The sequence below is a fragment of the Pseudocitrobacter sp. CD920760 genome, from assembly GCF_057782505.1.
On sequence record NZ_CM173490.1, the window covers coordinates 1,338,229 to 1,354,188 of the forward strand.

Annotated in this window: 17 protein-coding genes; 4 read left to right on the plus strand and 13 right to left on the minus strand. The window is 51.5% G+C overall.

What is annotated here, in order from left to right; translation table 11 throughout:
• Positions 1-54: 54 nt before the first annotated feature.
• The 6 genes from AC1MKH_RS05985 to hutW all read right to left on the minus strand — a co-directional run bounded on the left by AC1MKH_RS05985 (position 55) and on the right by hutW (position 7,496).
• The gene (locus AC1MKH_RS05985) at positions 55-888 is read right to left on the minus strand and encodes a lysozyme inhibitor LprI family protein (RefSeq protein WP_276222371.1); all 834 of its coding nucleotides are present in this window, start codon (positions 886-888) and stop codon (positions 55-57) included.
• 509 nt (positions 889-1,397) lie between these two features.
• Complete coding sequence (locus AC1MKH_RS05990; RefSeq protein WP_276222372.1) at positions 1,398-2,225, minus strand: lysozyme inhibitor LprI family protein; 828 nt, start codon at positions 2,223-2,225, stop codon at positions 1,398-1,400.
• Between the two features lie 172 nt (positions 2,226-2,397).
• Positions 2,398-4,899: a copper-exporting P-type ATPase CopA gene (gene copA, locus AC1MKH_RS05995; RefSeq protein WP_327621887.1), complete on the minus strand. Its 2,502-nt coding sequence runs from the start codon at positions 4,897-4,899 to the stop codon at positions 2,398-2,400.
• 118 nt (positions 4,900-5,017) lie between these two features.
• Positions 5,018-5,647, minus strand: a complete 630-nt coding sequence (locus AC1MKH_RS06000) for an NAD(P)H-binding protein (protein ID WP_276222376.1) — start codon at positions 5,645-5,647, stop codon at positions 5,018-5,020.
• Positions 5,644-6,141 (minus strand): heme utilization cystosolic carrier protein HutX, encoded by a 498-nt coding sequence (gene hutX / locus AC1MKH_RS06005; protein ID WP_276222378.1) that lies wholly within the window; start codon positions 6,139-6,141, stop codon positions 5,644-5,646. The genes AC1MKH_RS06000 and hutX overlap by 4 nt, the downstream gene beginning before the upstream one ends.
• Positions 6,138-7,496 (minus strand): heme anaerobic degradation radical SAM methyltransferase ChuW/HutW, encoded by a 1,359-nt coding sequence (hutW, locus tag AC1MKH_RS06010; protein ID WP_276222380.1) that lies wholly within the window; start codon positions 7,494-7,496, stop codon positions 6,138-6,140. Before hutW ends, hutX begins: the two co-directional genes overlap by 4 nt.
• 195 nt (positions 7,497-7,691) lie before the next feature.
• Between hutW and cueR the strand changes: the two genes are divergently transcribed.
• Positions 7,692-8,102, plus strand: a complete 411-nt coding sequence (gene cueR, locus AC1MKH_RS06015) for a Cu(I)-responsive transcriptional regulator (RefSeq protein WP_015965507.1) — start codon at positions 7,692-7,694, stop codon at positions 8,100-8,102.
• Here the strand turns inward: cueR and AC1MKH_RS06020 are convergent.
• The 5 genes from AC1MKH_RS06020 to AC1MKH_RS06040 all read right to left on the minus strand — a co-directional run bounded on the left by AC1MKH_RS06020 (position 8,099) and on the right by AC1MKH_RS06040 (position 11,866).
• Positions 8,099-8,566, minus strand: a complete 468-nt coding sequence (locus AC1MKH_RS06020) for an NfeD family protein (protein ID WP_276222383.1) — start codon at positions 8,564-8,566, stop codon at positions 8,099-8,101. The two genes, cueR and AC1MKH_RS06020, sit on opposite strands and share 4 nt — an antisense overlap.
• The gene (locus AC1MKH_RS06025) at positions 8,566-9,480 is read right to left on the minus strand and encodes an SPFH domain-containing protein (RefSeq protein WP_015965505.1); all 915 of its coding nucleotides are present in this window, start codon (positions 9,478-9,480) and stop codon (positions 8,566-8,568) included. Before AC1MKH_RS06025 ends, AC1MKH_RS06020 begins: the two co-directional genes overlap by 1 nt.
• A gap of 223 nt (positions 9,481-9,703) precedes the next feature.
• The gene (locus AC1MKH_RS06030) at positions 9,704-9,907 is read right to left on the minus strand and encodes a hypothetical protein (protein ID WP_276222386.1); all 204 of its coding nucleotides are present in this window, start codon (positions 9,905-9,907) and stop codon (positions 9,704-9,706) included.
• On the minus strand, positions 9,904-10,374 hold the full coding sequence (locus AC1MKH_RS06035) for a hypothetical protein (protein ID WP_276222388.1): 471 nt from the start codon (positions 10,372-10,374) through the stop codon (positions 9,904-9,906). The genes AC1MKH_RS06030 and AC1MKH_RS06035 overlap by 4 nt, the downstream gene beginning before the upstream one ends.
• 70 nt (positions 10,375-10,444) lie before the next feature.
• Entirely contained in the window at positions 10,445-11,866 is a 1,422-nt protein-coding gene (locus AC1MKH_RS06040) for a YadA-like family protein (RefSeq protein ID WP_276222390.1), read from the minus strand.
• 370 nt (positions 11,867-12,236) lie between these two features.
• Here AC1MKH_RS06040 and AC1MKH_RS06045 point away from each other — a divergent pair, with 370 nt between their 5' ends.
• From AC1MKH_RS06045 to fetB, 3 genes are all read left to right on the plus strand, one after another.
• A complete protein-coding gene (locus tag AC1MKH_RS06045) occupies positions 12,237-12,572 on the plus strand; it encodes a hypothetical protein (RefSeq protein WP_015965501.1) in 336 nt (111 codons plus the stop codon).
• A gap of 155 nt (positions 12,573-12,727) precedes the next feature.
• Positions 12,728-13,399 (plus strand): iron efflux ABC transporter ATP-binding subunit FetA, encoded by a 672-nt coding sequence (gene fetA, locus AC1MKH_RS06050; protein WP_276222393.1) that lies wholly within the window; start codon positions 12,728-12,730, stop codon positions 13,397-13,399.
• Complete coding sequence (fetB, locus tag AC1MKH_RS06055; protein ID WP_276222395.1) at positions 13,392-14,171, plus strand: iron efflux ABC transporter permease subunit FetB; 780 nt, start codon at positions 13,392-13,394, stop codon at positions 14,169-14,171. Before fetA ends, fetB begins: the two co-directional genes overlap by 8 nt.
• 89 nt (positions 14,172-14,260) lie before the next feature.
• Here fetB and AC1MKH_RS06060 read toward each other — a convergent pair whose 3' ends face one another.
• Together AC1MKH_RS06060 and AC1MKH_RS06065 are read right to left on the minus strand one after the other, a co-directional pair.
• Entirely contained in the window at positions 14,261-15,115 is an 855-nt protein-coding gene (locus tag AC1MKH_RS06060; protein WP_276222397.1) for a co-chaperone YbbN, read from the minus strand.
• 58 nt (positions 15,116-15,173) lie between these two features.
• Positions 15,174-15,944 carry an SDR family oxidoreductase gene (locus AC1MKH_RS06065; RefSeq protein WP_276222399.1) on the minus strand — a complete coding sequence of 257 codons (771 nt, stop codon included), beginning with the start codon at positions 15,942-15,944 and terminating at the stop codon, positions 15,174-15,176.
• Positions 15,945-15,960 lie beyond the last annotated feature (16 nt).

The following is a 15,960-nucleotide window of genomic DNA, read 5'->3' on the forward strand; positions in this document are numbered from 1 at the left end:
TCATGCTAGCGCGTTGGGAAGAAGGGCGCAATGCGCCCCTGGTCAGCTTCCGAATTAGTCGCCTTCTGGGTCTTCGCCACCGAGATACGCGATACGTTCACCCGTTAATCGCTGCTGACATTGATAAATGTTGATGCGTTGAGCAGCAGGGACGGCCTCAGATTTAGCATCACTGATTTTGCCGCACTTCTGTGCCTTCTGCGTCACCCAAACCTGTTGCTCTTTTTTCAACGCGGCGCGAGATGAGTCAGGAAGCGATTGCCAGATGATGTTAAGTTCGCGATCGTCACGATTGAAGCGTTGTTCCGCCATAGAGATATCAGCATCATTTTTTTGCCTGATGAGAGCATCTTTGGCAACGGCTAATGTTGCGATATTATAAATTGATGTGGTCAGCGGTTTGATGTCCTGTGTAGCATTGACAATGATATCTTTGCCATTATCGGCGACCTGAATTTCGTATTTAACTTCTTTCCAGACCACATCGTTATTGAGTACTTGCCCATTACCCTGCGTAATATCGTTCAGGCTTTCTGGGAGTATTTTTAGGAGGTCAAGTGTCGCCTGAGGAATGCCGGCCGAGATTTTCGCCGTGCAGTTACGCTGTGTCATCCCCGTGCGCAAGCTCAGTGTTGTCACATCACCGAACTGAATGGGGATGGCACGGAGCTGCTGTTCGTATGTGTTCTGTGGAATACCGTGGAACAGTTCCGGGGTTTGAATATAACTATTTTGCAACTGACTTAATGATTCGTCATAGAACCAGGCCTTTGCCGCCGCAATGACATTGTCGTTACCGCATTTAAGTTCGGGTTCAGACTCAAATAACCCTGCGTGGCTGAGGGTCGGAGATAGGACTAAAAGTAAAAATATTGTTTTCCTTAACATAGTAGCAATAGTTCCTTATTTAATTGGTTTGTTATTGTAGAATAACATTGCTGAATTTACTATCTGGTTGAAATATCTAAACAACAGATAAATATTGAATTTAATTCATGGGGTGAATGTTATTTATGTAATATGATACCTTTTACTGAGAAATAAAATACTGATATAGCTTATGCTGTAGGCTAAAAAAATCAGCGTAACTCTCAATGGATTGAGAGCGAACCAGGAATAGCATAGATAAAACAGTGCCATTAATGAAAGTATAAAAGAGTGCTTTTTAGACAGGAATGATGTTGTTATGAGTAATGGGAATGATATAAACAAAATGTAATGCTTGACGAAGCCAAGGCCGATGCCATGGCTTTGCGGTAAGAAAAATGCATGATAGAGAATACTACCTTCATCGTGAATGATGTACATCACGATACAACCCGTAAATGCGATAATCATTCTGGTAATAAGTTGCTTCATTGCTTTTTCTCAGAATGGTCAAAATATTAGTAAATCGTTTAGTCGTATGTATCATCACCGCCAAGGTATTCAATTCTTTTATCGGTCAAACGACTCTGGCACTGGTAAATACTTATACGCTGCGCGGCCGGTAGTGTCTCAGATTGGGCATCACTAAGCTTCCCGCATTTCTGCGATTTTTGATTCACCCAAGTTTGCTGCTCTTTTTTTAACGCTGCGCGAGCAGAGTCTGGCAGCATTTTCCAGACTTCGTTAAGTTCACGGTCAACGCCTGAATATGCTTCCGCCGCCGCATACACTTCTGAGTCATTTTTTTTCTTAATTATGCTATCTTTGGAAACCGCCATTGTCGCCATATAGTAGATCGATGATGTGGTGGTATAAGCGCTCTGTGATGGGGTAACGATAATGTCTTTATTATTATCTGCGAGCTGAATATCGTAGGTAAAGTCTTTCCAGACAACCTGGTTATTGAGCACTTGCCCATATCCTTGCGTAATTTCTTTCAGTGTATCTGGGAGTACTTTCAAAAAATCCAGCGTGGCCTGGGGGATCGCGGCCGAGACTTTTGCAGAACAGTTACTTCTTACCTCTGAACTAGAGCTTTGCGTAACGATATCACTGAGTTGAACAGGAATGGCGCGTAGTTGTTGTTCATAATCACTTTGTGGCAGACCAAAGAAAAGACTGGAGTCCGAGAGGTAATCGTGTTGCAAATGGCCCAGTGCATCGTTATAAATCCAATCTTTAGCTGCGACGACAGCATCGACATCGCCACATTTTAATTCAGGTGCTGAATTAAATAACCCTGCATAAGTGACCAGCGGCGTAGCCATTAAAATGAGGGGGATAATCTTTCTGAGCATCGTTCTAATGTCCTTATCATTTGAAGTGGACATTATAAAACTGAGAGGAATATCTTTCCATCGGAGATATTTTATTTATCAATAGAGTGAAGCTATAAATAAACATAATTAATTTATTATGGTGATGCATGGAAAAAGGCAAACGGCGTTTTGACGTCTGCCTTTTTCCGCTTTATGCCTTCGGTTTAAACCGCAGCAATCTATTCGCGTTGCTCACAACCGTAATGGAAGAGAGCGCCATTGCCGCGCCAGCGACTACCGGGTTGAGCAGCGTACCCGTTATCGGCCAGAGAATACCGGCGGCGATGGGGATACCCAGCGAGTTGTAAATAAACGCGCCCAGCAGGTTCTGCTTCATATTACGCAGCGTGGCGCGGGAGATTGCCAGCGCATCCGCGACGCCCATCAGGCTGTGACGCATCAGGGTGATGGCAGCCGTTTCAATGGCCACATCGCTGCCGCTGCCCATGGCGATACCCACTTCTGCCTGCGCCAGCGCCGGCGCATCGTTGATGCCGTCGCCGACCATCGCCACTTTCTGCCCCTGACGTTGCAGATTTTTAATGGCTTCGGCTTTACCGTCCGGCAGCACGCCTGCGATCACTTCATCAATACCCGCTTCTTTGGCGATGGCATTGGCGGTAGTTGGGTTGTCGCCGGTCAGCATCACCAGGCGATAACCTTCGCGGTGCAGACGCTCAAGCGCCGCAACGCTATCGGCACGCAGCGGGTCGCGGATGGCGAACAGCGCAGCGGCTTTGCCGTCAACTGCCAGCAGCACCGGGGTGGCGCCCTGTGAAGCCTGCGCGTTGATGTCACTTTCCAGCTCAGCGGTTGAGATATTCTGTTCGTTGAGCAGCGCCTGGTTACCCAGCAGCAGCGTTTGACCCTCCGCTTCGCCGCTGACGCCCAGCCCGCGCAGGGTGCGGAAGGCGTTAACCTGCGGCAACGTTGTATCCCCCGCTTTTTCCAGAATTGCTCGCGCTAACGGGTGGCTTGAACCTTGCTCCAGCGCGGCGGCAAGACGCAGCGCCTGCGCTTCTTCTACACCTGAGAAGGTTTTCACTGCCACAACCTGCGGCTTGCCTTCCGTCAGCGTGCCGGTTTTATCAAACACCAGCGTGGTCAGTTCGCTTGCCCGTTGTAGCGCGTCGGCATCACGAACCAGCACGCCGTACTCAGCCGCACGACCCACGCCAGAAATAATCGACATTGGCGTTGCAAGGCCGAGGGCACACGGGCAGGCGATAATCAGTACGGTGGTGGCGATCACCAGAGTGTAGACAATCTGTGGCGCCGGGCCAAAGAAGTACCAGATGGCGGCGCTGAACAGCGCGATGGCGACCACGGCAGGCACGAACACCGCCGAGATTTTATCCGCCAGTTGGCCGATTTCGGGTTTACTGCTTTGCGCCTGGCGCACCATTTTAATAATGCGCGACAGCGTGGTATGGCTGCCCACCGCGCTGGCGCGGAACAGAACGGAACCGTCCTGTACCACCGTCCCGGCGTGAATAGCATCGCCATTGCTTTTTTCCTGCGGCACCGGTTCACCGGTGAGCATCGCTTCGTCAAACCAGGCTTCGCCCTGGGTGATTTCGCCATCGACCGGCACGCGGTCGCCGGTAGTCAGACGCAGCGTCATACCCGGCAGAACCTCGGCCAGCGGCACGGTTTTTTCGCCGTTTTCCGTCACCACGCGGGCAGACGGCGGCGTCAGGTCGAGCAGTTTCTCCAGCGCTTTTGATGAACGCTGACGGGCGCGCGCTTCCAGCATATGGCCGAGGTTAATCAGACCGATGATCATCGCGCTGGCTTCATAATAGAGATGACGTGCTTCCATCGGGAACCACTGCGGCCACAGGTTGACGCTCATCGAATAGAGCCACGCAACGCCAGTACCCAGCGCCACCAGCGTATCCATCGTCGCGGTGCCGTTTTTCAGGCTTTTCCATGCGCTGCTGTAGAAGTGGCCGCCGGCGAAGACCGTCACGGCCAGCGTCACCAACCCGATGACAAGCCACAGCGAGCGGTTGGCGTCGGTCACCATCATGTTGTCGCCGATCATTCCCCAGATCATAACCGGGATACCGACCAGCAGCGCGACAATCGCCTGCCAGCGGAAGCGCTTCATGGTGGCGAGCGCGGTTTCCTGCTGGCGCTCACGACGTTTCAGATCATCTTCAATCGCTTCCGCGCCGTAGCCTGCTTTCTCTACGGCGTGGACTAAATCAGCGGCGGAGGCGCTGCCCATCACCAGCGCAGTGCGCTCCGCAAGGTTTACCCGTGCCTGTGCGACGCCCGGTACCGCCTGAAGGGCTTTTTGCACGCGAGAGACGCAGCTGGCGCAGCTCATTCCGTTGATCAGCAACTGCTGGCTGTCATCCAGATCCTGGGCTGCCGGAAGCTCAGGGGTGACCGCTGTCAGTGCTTCCGACGGGGTTACTGCTTCCGCCAGCGGTTTAGCCTTTGGGTGGCTTAACTCTGCGCCGTAACCCGCTTCAATAATGGTTTCGATCAGCGCTTCCGCGCTGGCGCTACCGGTAACGTGGGCTTCGGTAATGGTGACATCAGCCTGCTCCACATCAGGACGTTTTTCCAGGCTCTCTTTAACACGTTTAACGCAGTGGCCGCAGGAGAGGCCATCAAGCGTCAGGTCGATAGTATTGGACATAACAAACTCCTTATCTTCTGAGTGTGAATAAGCTTAAACCTTCCCGCAAGGGGAAGGTCAAGGCGGTTTTTACAATGATGATGAAGAGACGTAAAAGAGCGCTCGGTTGGGGCGGCAATCAGGCGCGGGCGGGTTTCAGTTCGGGGTCAACCAGACTGTAAATCTGCTGGTGGAGTTGAGGCGCGCCTGCCAGTTCTGCCGCGTGCGCGGCGACATCTGCGCGCATCACGAAACCGTGCACCTCTCTGTTCTGGAAACGCTGTGCGTTACCTGTCGCGTCGCCCGTCAACAGGCCGCCGGGGCGAAGGATGGCGTAATCGAGCGTGCTGGTTTGCAGCCAGCTTTCGGCCAGGGATTTTTCGCGTATCGATTGACCAAATGCCGCGCGTGCGCGGGGAGAGAGCCAGCGCCAGCCTTCGCCGCAGCCCAACGACGTCACCAGGATCATGCGCGAGAGTCCCGCTTTTTCTGCGGCATCAATCACTGTGCGGTGCGCGAGATACTCCTGTGCGCCGCCCATGGATGACAACATAGTGGCGTTTGCCCCCGCCGCCTCACAGGCGAGGGTAACCAGCTCGGTGTTACAGGCATCGCCGGTGAACACGGTGACTCCCTGTTGTGTAAGGCGCTCGGCGACATCCGGCTTGCGTACCACGGCATATACCGGGCGCCCTTCAGCCAGCGCGTGAGTCAGCATTAGCGCGCCAACGCCGCTACCGCCCGCGCCGAATATTAACCACGGTCTCATCCGGCATCTCCTTTCAACGTGGCAGCAAGCATACGGAATGCCGTAACCTGATCGGCCAGCAGTTGACGATGATCGTCACGGCCCAGGAATATCTTGAGCATCGCGCTTTCCGCCGCGTTGAAGAACAAAATTGATGCCGTATCCATGCCCATGAACTTGCGCTCAATGAGCGCGATATGCGTGCAGTTTTCCGCTTTAATATGGCCGCTCATGCCGTGTTTCCCGCGCAGGTTAAAGTAGCCGTGGCGATGGAAGCCGGAAGGCAGGTCGCCGCTAAATTCGAGGATCACGTCTGAAGTATGGACCAGCGTCGTGACTTTGCCCCAATCAACAACGCTCTGCCAAACGGTGTCAAACTTATCGCCGGAGACCAGCGTTGCGTTCGGCAGATTCTGGACGACATCCAGCAGCGTGGTTTTATATTGTGTCGCAATGGCCTCCAGCGTGCCGTCTGGTTCCGTTTTCAAAAGATCCTGTAAAGAAACATGGCTCATAGGTTACTCCCTGATTGGTTTTCAACCACAATGCGCGGCGAATTAAGTTGCTGAATTAACTCATCAAGAGACTGCAAAATATTGCTGGCCCAGAATCGACCCTCATGGGTCAGGCGCAGGCAGGTGGAAGCGTCGAGCGTCAGCCCGGCGTTGTGCCACTGTGCCAGCAGCGGTGCCAGTTTTTCGGCATGAGGGGTCAGTTCATCGAGTGGTACCCTGGCGGTTTCTACACCAGCCTGTAATGTATGTCGCCACTGGAAGGCACGCTCGGCGGTGCGCATCATCATCATTAGCGGTTTTTGCCCGGCCTTGATGGCAGCGTGCCAGGCGTCGAGATTGCGTTCGATCATCCAGGAATAACCGTTTATGGAACCGCCGGCACCAGAACCGAGAGCAAGGCAATCGGCCCCTTGTTTAATTAACAGGTTGTAAAGATTGCGTTCGCGGGTCGTCCGTGCCCAGTGGCTGTTGCTGATACAGCGCCAGCCCGCACTCGCCATAAAATCATGCCCCTGCAGATAGAGATCGCAACGCTCACCCGGTGATGGAAGCGTGGTTCGCCCGTTTTCCACTGCTTTACCGAGTGTGGTATTCGGCAGCAGATTAAGCGCATAAAGGTCAACGCCATCAAGACCGATATCACGCGCGATAGCGAGATCCTGGCCCCACAGCGCGGTGTCCTGATCCGGAAGACCAAACAGCAGATCGCATACGACTGCTGCACGATCGCGCCGCACCAGCTTTTCCATAAACGCGATCGCGGTAGGGCCGTCAGAAGTACGTGCCATTTTCTTGCGAATTTTGCTATTAAATGACTGAATGCCAATAGAAAATCTGTTTGCTCCTGCATCCAGACAGGCATCTATGCGGTCATCATCAAAATTCAGGACCCGCCCTTCGATGGTGATTTCACAATCTGGCGCCAGCGGCAGGCGCTTACGCAGCGTGGTGATAATGCGGGCCAGATCGGGCGCCGAGAGTGCCGATGGCGTACCGCCGCCGAAATAGACCGCATGAATTGGTGCGGATTGATGCAGTACGCTGTCAGCCTCTTGCTCAATTTCGCGCAGCAGCGCATCCGTGTAACGGGTGCAGCTTTCCTCCTGATAGCGATTCTGATAAAAACCGCAGAAGGTGCAATGGGTGGCGCAAAAGGGAATATGGAGATACAGCAGGCGCTTGCGTGGCGGCGCCACCTCGCTGATGATCTGTTGCCAGGTTTGTGCCATCTGTTCTTTCGCGATGGGGACCGCGCCGCGCCAGGGCATCGTTGCCCGTCGATCTTTAAAGGGCTGATTGCCCTCCAGCGCGAAGTGGGGGGTGAGATCCAGCTCACCGACGGTATTCAATGTCATTGATATTCAACATCCGATTATTGAATGATAATTAAAATCATTTGCATTTATATTTTATTACCCCGGATGTCGTCTACGATGAAAGTGTAAAACGGTGGGCTCTTTTGATTTGTATCAACTGTTACCGCCATTGCGGCATGATGAGTGGAGTGGGTTATACTAGGCCGATCGGTATCACTGCATTCGGAGACGAGGATGAACATCAGCGATGTTGCCAAAAAAACCGGCTTAACCAGTAAAGCCATTCGCTTTTATGAAGAGAAGGGGCTGGTGACGCCGCCGCTGCGCAGCGAGAACGGTTACCGTAGCTACACGCAAAAACATATTGATGAATTTACGCTGTTACGTCAGGCACGGCAGGTAGGATTTAATCTGGAAGAGTGTGGCGAATTGGTGACGCTTTTCAATGATCCGAAACGGCACAGCGCGGATGTGAAGGCGCATACCCTGCAAAAAGTCGCTGAAATTGAAAAACATATCAGCGACTTGCAAGCGATGCGCGATCAGCTTCTGGCGCTGGCGGCGTCCTGCCCCGGTGATGACGGCGTGGATTGCCCGATAATCGACCATCTTTCGGGCTGCTGCCAGCATAAAAAGCAGGCTTAACGTTTTGCCTGATCAGAGAGACGAACGCGCAGCGTAATGCCCTCTACCGCAATGACTTCAACTTTTGACCCCGCAGGAAAATCGTCATCAGCAATAACGGGCCAGGCGCTATCGCCAACCCGAACCTGCCCACGCCCGTTAACCAAAGCGTTATCGAGGGTAAAACGCTGCCCCACAAGCTGTTGCCCGCGTTGATTAAGCTGACTGTCTGCGGGTTTCTGCTCCTTGACCTGGCGCGCCAGCCATTTTGACCACAGCCACGCCGCCAGCAGTGTCAGGATACAGAATATTACCGCCTGCCACTCCCAACTGACGGGCAGAACCCAGGTCAGCAGGCCGGTGATCACCCCGGCAACGCCGCTCCACAGCAGATAACCGTTGCCGCCCAGCATCTCGGCGGCCAGCAACAGGCCGCCCAGGCTTAACCAGAAAATATGCGGATGAGCCAGAATCATCTCGACCATTATCTTTTCCGTTCGTTGGCGCTGTCTTTGATCAGTTCGGCCACGCCTGCAATAGAGCCCATCAGGCTGCTGGCTTCCAGAGGCATCATGACCACTTTGCTGTTACTGGATGTCCCGATCTGTTGCAGCGCTTCGGTATATTTCTGTGCGACGAAGTAGTTCACCGCCTGAATATCCCCGGCGGCAATGGCTTCTGACACCATTTTGGTTGCACGCGCTTCTGCCTCTGCGGAACGTTCACGGGCTTCCGCTTCGAGGAAGGCCGACTGACGTTCACCTTCCGCTTTGAGGATCTTCGACTGTTTTTCCCCTTCGGCTTTAACGATTTCCGCCTGACGAATACCTTCAGCTTCCAGAATATAGGCGCGTTTTGTACGTTCAGCTTTCATCTGGGCGTTCATCGACGCAATCAGTTCTGCGGGTGGGCGAACATCGCGGATTTCGATACGGGTGACTTTAATGCCCCATGGATTGGTGGCCTCATCAACGATATGCAGCAGACGCGTGTTGATGCTGTCGCGCTGGGAGAGCATTTCATCAAGCTCCATAGAACCCAGCACGGTACGAATATTGGTCATCGTCAGGTTAATGATCGCCAGTTCAAGGTTACTCACCTCATAGGCAGCCTTTGGCGCATCAATGACCTGAATAAAACAGACTGCATCGATGGTGACGTTGGCGTTATCTTTGGAGATAACTTCCTGAGACGGAATATCTAAAACCTGCTCCATCATGTTGATCTTACGGCCAATCCTGTCCATGAAGGGCACGACAAGGCTAAGCCCAGGCTGAAGCGTATTGGTGTAGCGACCAAAACGTTCGACCGTCCATTGATAGCCCTGAGGAACGATTTTGACGCCAGCGGCAACGACCACCAGTACGACAAAAATCATGATAGGGATAAATATCAGCATGAAACCTCCTGTTATACCGTCCGTTTATCTCAGCGGTATGATGCCGCTGCTGACGTTAAGTATATCGGCTACTGCGACGAAATTCGCCTGCCAGATTTCGATATTACGTCACTTTATACCTTAAGTCCGGAACAGGACGTTTTAAAAGAACAGCTAAGCCTGATTAAAAAGCCCCTCTTAAAACCGGTAGTAAAAAGAGGGGAACATTATGCAGACAGTATAATTATTTTTTTAACATTTCGGGAAGTGCGAGCAGCTGTTGTACTTCTCCAATCAGCTGTTTATTCGACTGATAAACAGCTTCATGGACTTCATTGTTAACATTAATCGCATGGATGAGCAGTGTTAACAGTACCAGTTGCAGGAGGGCGAATATAAACGCAGCGATAACAACGGCATGTATGACCCCCTCCTGGCGAGACATCATTTTAAATATCCCTGGAATTGCCCCTGTTTCATCAACGCCACTTTACCGGTGCGGTGATAGACAATGACATTATAAAGGCCGCTCTGATAGGTTGTGGCGTCGGTATTGTCTTCATCAATAGCGCACAACGAATCATTCAGGTAAGCAAAATTTTTGCTGCTCATTCGGAACGCCACGCCATATCCCTTATAAATGTGGTTTTTATGCGCAGCCTGGCCATATTGTCTGGCGTGATGATGATGTTTATTCCCTGAATCGTCATTAGCCTCGCTGGCGTTTTTATAAGCTTGTGCTTGCGAGGCACCCAGGATAGCCGCTTGTCTGTTTTGCTCGGCAAGATAACAGGTATTGCGGGAAATTCCCTGTGCCTGACATTCCGCCATTCGGGAAGCAGATGATGAGCAACCGGCAAGCAGCACGAAGGCCAGCAGTGTTAATTTCTTCATTTCTTTCATTATGTTCATCATAAAAATCTGTTGACCAATATGTTTGAGGCAAAAAAAGAGCGCTCAGCAGAGCGCCCAATGGTGTGAAGCATTACCAGCCTACAGAGACGCCCGCGCCATACCCGACGTTCTGCTGAGAATCATCGCTGACGGTTGCTTTGACGGTGACGCTGTCTGCGGCACGGAAGGACACCCCAACGGCGATAGCGGATTCGCCATCATAGCCACCAACACCAGCACCGACGGCAACTGTCTGACCATTCAGTACTTGAGGAATGTTCGCCTGCGCCATTGCGGAGGAGGAGCCGGCCGCAGCTTCATGTTTATTTTCGTCAACGGTATGCTTCAGGCTGCTGAAATTACTGTTCAGTTTGCTCAGCTGTGCGGCATTGGAGTCCACGCGTTGCTGTGTGCTGATGATCTGCTGGCGATCGCTGTTGATCGCTGCACTGGCTTCATCGGCCAGGTTCTGAATCTGCCCTTCGTAATAATCTGACTCGGCTTTCTGCTGCTTCTTCAGATCGGTTAATGTACGATTGGTTGTATTGATAGATTCCCGGTTGGCAGCGATTTCCTTGCTGTGATCAACGGTAGCCGCAGGGATAGTTTCCGCCAGTGCGGTAATTTGCTGCTGGATGGCTTCCTGTTCAGCGTTATGTTTCGCAATCATCATGCCCTGAACGCGTGAACCATTTTGGATAGTTTCCTGTTTCTGGATGCCTTCTACGGTATTTTTTGTCTGAATGATTTGAGCGTGGTTGCCTTTCGCATATTCCGCAACGGACTGGATATCACTGCCATTTTGGTCAATAGCGGCCGTGTTATCAGTGGTGGTGTCACGGATATTTTGCATCTCTTTACCTACGGCGACTAAAACGCGGTGGTGCTGCTCAAGCGTGTTAGCATGCTCGGCAATCTCTGCTGAATTCTTCGCAACGTGGTCTTCCGTTGTGGTCAGCGTTACTGCTGTTGCCTGTCGATATTGCTCGGTGCTGATGACTGGTTTCGCTTTTGATTTATCCAGTGAGAGCGCGGCAGGTTTAGTCTGTGTGTATTGCCCCTTGACGGTTTCTGTCGCCGGTGCTTTAAGGGGAATCACCTCACCAGTTCCTCTGCGATAAGCATCGCGCAGCGCCTCATCTTTCATTGCGCTTTCATGTGCCCGTACACCTGGAAGATGAGGGCGTATTGCCGCAGACGAACCATTCAAATCATATCCAATCATTGCCTGTAAATTTTCTACGGTGCCCGCCATTGAGTTAATGTTAGTGATAGCCGATTCGAAATCACCCGCCTTTACCCCCAGTCTTGCCAGACCGGTAACCGCTTTATCATGTGCAGCATTGACTTCATCTTCTGGGGCATCCAGAGGAAGGGAATTGTAAAGGCTTGCGCCTTCATGGAACATGGAAAACGCGGCGTCGCGCTGGCCTTGAGTAAGGGCTGCATGCGCAGTGCCAGAACAAACCACACCGATAACTATAGCCAGGAATGTTTTGCTGATTGCCTTCATTTGTTAATTTCTCTTTAAAAATAATTGCTGTTTAAGTTTCTTTATGAACTTATTTTTGATTCCAATAGAATCAAATGTCGTTTCGAGAATCAGGAATCTACGCCGCATTAAATGTTAAGTAAAGCACGATAAAATGAGGGTGATTCTCTAAAAGTTTCCATTGGGTGGTTATTTAGGTTTTCATTGGAAACATATTTGGTTTTTGTTATGTGATAGTTGTTTTGTAAAGAAAAGTAAGCTTTTGATTAATCACACAAATGAATCTGTGTTTCTGAACGCCTAATGTTTGTGATGCCAAAATGTGGTAAAATACGTTTCTTTGATTAATCTCAATTTTGAGGTGTCTTGAAACCGGTAGGGATTCATGTAAATGAATGATTTTGCTAAGATATTTGAAGAGATGGGGCTAGATAAAGCTATCTTGCCGATACTGTTCAGGGCCAACCGTTCAACCATACATAAATATTTAGATGGTTCGGTTAATGTTCCTGCCTCTGCTATGTCATTGATAATGTTGCTACAACTGGTACAGAAACGAAACCCAGAGCTGTTTGCTGAGTGGATGGTGTTAAGTGACTTCACCATTCCGCCCGAAGTCTACCTCGAGCAGCCGGAGTACTGGAAAGGCTATAAATTCACAGAACACAAGGTCAATAAAAACGTTCTGGAATACTTAAAAGAGAACTTTCCTGACGGTAGTGAATAAGCGTTACACAGGGTACTAGAAAGGGCGTTTACCGATTTTGCCGGTGAGCGCCTTTTTTATTGTGCTGTGAAAAATAAATTATTTTCGATTAACTCCACCTGCAAAAATATCGTTACACTGTGTCCATTAGTCCGGAACAGGAGCTTCAAATAATCATGATGGAAAGCAACGCGATTCTGCAATTAACAGGCGTGGGTTATCGCATTGGTGAGCGGCAGGTGCTAAACGATATCAATTTCAGTATTGCGCCGGGTGAGTTTAAGCTGATAACCGGCCCCTCGGGCTGTGGTAAAAGTACATTATTAAAAATCATCGCCTCACTATTAAGCCCGAGTGAAGGGACGATTCAGTTTAAAGGCCAGGATTACACCAGCCTGTCGCCTGAGCAGTATCGTCAGCAGGTTTCCTACTGCGCGCAAACGCCTGCCTTGTTTGGCGAAACGGTCTATGACAACCTGATTTTCCCCTGGCAGATTCGTGATAAACGTACAGAGCCGGACACTTTTCTGGGTTTCCTGACGCGGTTTGGCTTACCGGAAGAAACATTGTCGAAATCAATCAACGATCTTTCTGGTGGCGAAAAGCAGCGTATTTCTCTGATCCGCAACCTACAGTTTTTGCCGGACGTTTTATTACTGGATGAAATTACCAGCGCGCTTGATGAAGAAAATAAGCATAACGTGAACGATATTATTCATCGCTATGTTCGGGAGAAAAATATCGCCGTGCTGTGGGTCACCCACGATAAAGATGAAATAGAACATGCGGATGATGTCATTACATTACCGCTCTCGGGAAAGGATATGCTGGAGGCCGCCGATGAATGAACACGCCATAACCAATGAGTCACTGGCACTCTCAATGGTATTAGTGCTGGTGGCCATTGTGGTGAGCTACCGGGAAAAACTGGCGCTGGAAAAAGATATTATCTGGAGTATTTGCCGGGCGGTTGTACAGCTTATTATTGTCGGCTATGTGCTGAAATATATATTCAATGTTAATCACGCGATTCTGACGCTGCTGATGGTGCTGTTCATCTGCTTTAACGCTGCTTACAACGCGCAAAAACGCAGTAAATACATCAGCAAAGCGTTTGTTTCGTCGTTTATCGCCATCACCACCGGAGCCGGGTTAACGCTGGTCGTACTGGTTTTTTCAGGCTCGATTGAATTTACGCCGATGCAGGTGATCCCTATTTCCGGGATGATTGCCGGCAATGCGATGGTGGCGGTGGGGTTGTGTTACAACAATCTTGGGCAGCGTTTTAGCGCGGAACAGCAGCAGATTCAGGAGAAACTCAGCCTGGGCGCGACGCCTAAAATGGCCTCAGCGCGATTAATTCGCGAAAGCATTCGCGCGTCGCTGATCCCCACGGTGGATTCGGCGAAAACCGTCGGACTGGTGAGTTTACCGGGGATGATGTCAGGGCTGATTTTTGCGGGGATTGACCCGGTAAAAGCGATTAAATACCAAATAATGGTGACGTTTATGCTTCTGTCTACTGCCAGCCTGTCGACGATTATTGCCTGCTATCTCACGTACCGGAAATTCTACAATTCACGCCATCAACTGGTGGTGTCGCAGTTGAAGAAGATGTGAGAAAAAGCCGGATGGCGCTGACGCTTATCCGGCCTACACGTTCACATGTCTGTAGGCCAAATAAGGCGCAGCCGCCATCCGGCAATCAATCAGTACAGCAGCGAATACAACTTACGACGATACTTCGACGCCAGCGCATCACCGGTACCTAACGCCGCCAGGATCTCCTGCAGCATTTTACGCGCTTGTCCGTCAGCCGCACCGAGGTCTTTTTGCAGATGGCTGAACAACAGCTCCAGCGCTTCTTCGTTACGACCTACCTGATGTAGTTGTAGCGCCAGCTGCGAGGCCAGCGCGGCATCGTCCGGGTTCTGCGCAACTTGCTGTTGTAACTGCTGAATTTCCGGCGTATCAGCGGCCTGTTTCAGCAGTTCAATTTTCGCCAGCAGACCCTGATAGCGGGTGTCCTGATCCTGTAATGGCACGGTTTTCAGTACGGCTTCCGCGTCTTCAGAACGGTTCAGCGCGATCTGCGTTTCTGCCAGCAGCAGGCCAATCTGGCTATCCTGATTCGACATGGACCACGCATCTTTCAGCAGCGGCAGCGCGTCAGCATAGTTGCCTTCCTGAATCAGTTCCATTGCCTGCTGGGCTTTCAGCTCTTCTTCACGCGGCAGAACTTTATCGAGCAGGGCGCGAATGGCTTCTTCCGGCTGCGGGCCCTGGAAACCGTCCACCGGTTGACCATTCTGGAACAGGTAAACCGTTGGGATAGCGCGCAGGCCGAACTGCGAGGCCACCATCTGCTCAGCGTCGCAGTCTACTTTTGCCAGAATAAACTGACCGTTGTACTGCGTGGCCAGGTTTTCCAGAACCGGTGTCAGCTCCAGACAATGTTGGCTGCGTTCAGACCAGAAATAGAACAGCACCGGCGTGGTGGCAGATTGTTCCAGCGTCTGGTGCAGGTTAGCTTCGGTAATATTGACGATATTCTGTACGGACATGAGCCACTCTCTTTTGTCGATTTGACTATTACATGGGGGCGCGAAGCTCGGCTTCAACTTAGCCGCGTAAAATTTTGTCCATCGCGCAGGCCGGGAGCAGGCGCTTCAACCAGCCAACGGCGTGGGTAACCAGCGTCACCGGGTAACGCAGTTTGGGTTTGTCGCTGATAAAGGCGTGACGCACTTTTTCCACGACCGCATCCGGGCCCAGGGTAAACCGCGCGGCAATGCCGGGGTTCTCAACCGGTTTATCCTGCTCGATTTGATTCACGTTGTCGGTGAAGCGTGTACGAATCGGGCCAGGCTCAATCAGGCTCACTTTTATGCCCGTGGTGTGCAGTTCCATGCGCAGCGCGTCGGACCACGCTTCGAGCGCATATTTGCTGGCGGCATAGGCGCCGCGACCGGGCGTAGAAATAAGCCCCATTACCGACGACGTCATCACGATGCGGCCTTCGCCATGCGGGATCATTGCCGGAAGAAGACGCTGAGTCAGCTGATGCGCGCCGAAAAAGTTGGCGGAAAATTGCTGTTCGAGCTGTGTCCGGGTAAGGGTGCTGAGCGGGCCGTAGACGCCAAAACCGGCGTTATTGAACAGGCCGAACAGGCGATTGCCGGTCAGGGCGATAACCTCATCGGCGGCACGGTCTACGCTTGCAGGGTCATCGAGGTCCAGCTCAATACCAATAAGCCCCATCCCGTTCATCCGCGCGACGTCGGCAGGGTTGCGGCAGGCCGCCAGCACGCGAAATCCCTGGCGCTTCAGCTCAAGGGCGCTTTCCAGACCAATACCGCTTGAACATCCTGTAATTAAAACCGTTTTTTGCATAACTTTACCTGAGAAC

Bases quoted from the DNA above. Each gene is read 5' to 3' on its own strand.
- AC1MKH_RS05985 (WP_276222371.1), bottom strand. From the start codon at position 888: ATGTTAAGGAAAACAATATTTTTACTTTTAGTCCTATCTCCGACCCTC.
- AC1MKH_RS06030 (WP_276222386.1), bottom strand. From the start codon at position 9,907: ATGATGTCTCGCCAGGAGGGGGTCATACATGCCGTTGTTATCGCTGCG.
- AC1MKH_RS06065 (WP_276222399.1), bottom strand. From the start codon at position 15,944: ATGCAAAAAACGGTTTTAATTACAGGATGTTCAAGCGGTATTGGTCTG.
- hutW (WP_276222380.1), bottom strand. From the start codon at position 7,496: ATGACATTGAATACCGTCGGTGAGCTGGATCTCACCCCCCACTTCGCG.
- fetA (WP_276222393.1), top strand. From the start codon at position 12,728: ATGATGGAAAGCAACGCGATTCTGCAATTAACAGGCGTGGGTTATCGC.
- fetB (WP_276222395.1), top strand. From the start codon at position 13,392: ATGAATGAACACGCCATAACCAATGAGTCACTGGCACTCTCAATGGTA.
- hutX (WP_276222378.1), bottom strand. From the start codon at position 6,141: ATGAGCCATGTTTCTTTACAGGATCTTTTGAAAACGGAACCAGACGGC.
- AC1MKH_RS05990 (WP_276222372.1), bottom strand. From the start codon at position 2,225: ATGCTCAGAAAGATTATCCCCCTCATTTTAATGGCTACGCCGCTGGTC.
- AC1MKH_RS06060 (WP_276222397.1), bottom strand. From the start codon at position 15,115: ATGTCCGTACAGAATATCGTCAATATTACCGAAGCTAACCTGCACCAG.
- AC1MKH_RS06045 (WP_015965501.1), top strand. From the start codon at position 12,237: ATGAATGATTTTGCTAAGATATTTGAAGAGATGGGGCTAGATAAAGCT.
- AC1MKH_RS06020 (WP_276222383.1), bottom strand. From the start codon at position 8,566: ATGGTCGAGATGATTCTGGCTCATCCGCATATTTTCTGGTTAAGCCTG.
- AC1MKH_RS06000 (WP_276222376.1), bottom strand. From the start codon at position 5,647: ATGAGACCGTGGTTAATATTCGGCGCGGGCGGTAGCGGCGTTGGCGCG.
- copA (WP_327621887.1), bottom strand. From the start codon at position 4,899: ATGTCCAATACTATCGACCTGACGCTTGATGGCCTCTCCTGCGGCCAC.
- AC1MKH_RS06025 (WP_015965505.1), bottom strand. From the start codon at position 9,480: ATGCTGATATTTATCCCTATCATGATTTTTGTCGTACTGGTGGTCGTT.
- cueR (WP_015965507.1), top strand. From the start codon at position 7,692: ATGAACATCAGCGATGTTGCCAAAAAAACCGGCTTAACCAGTAAAGCC.
- AC1MKH_RS06035 (WP_276222388.1), bottom strand. From the start codon at position 10,374: ATGATGAACATAATGAAAGAAATGAAGAAATTAACACTGCTGGCCTTC.
- AC1MKH_RS06040 (WP_276222390.1), bottom strand. From the start codon at position 11,866: ATGAAGGCAATCAGCAAAACATTCCTGGCTATAGTTATCGGTGTGGTT.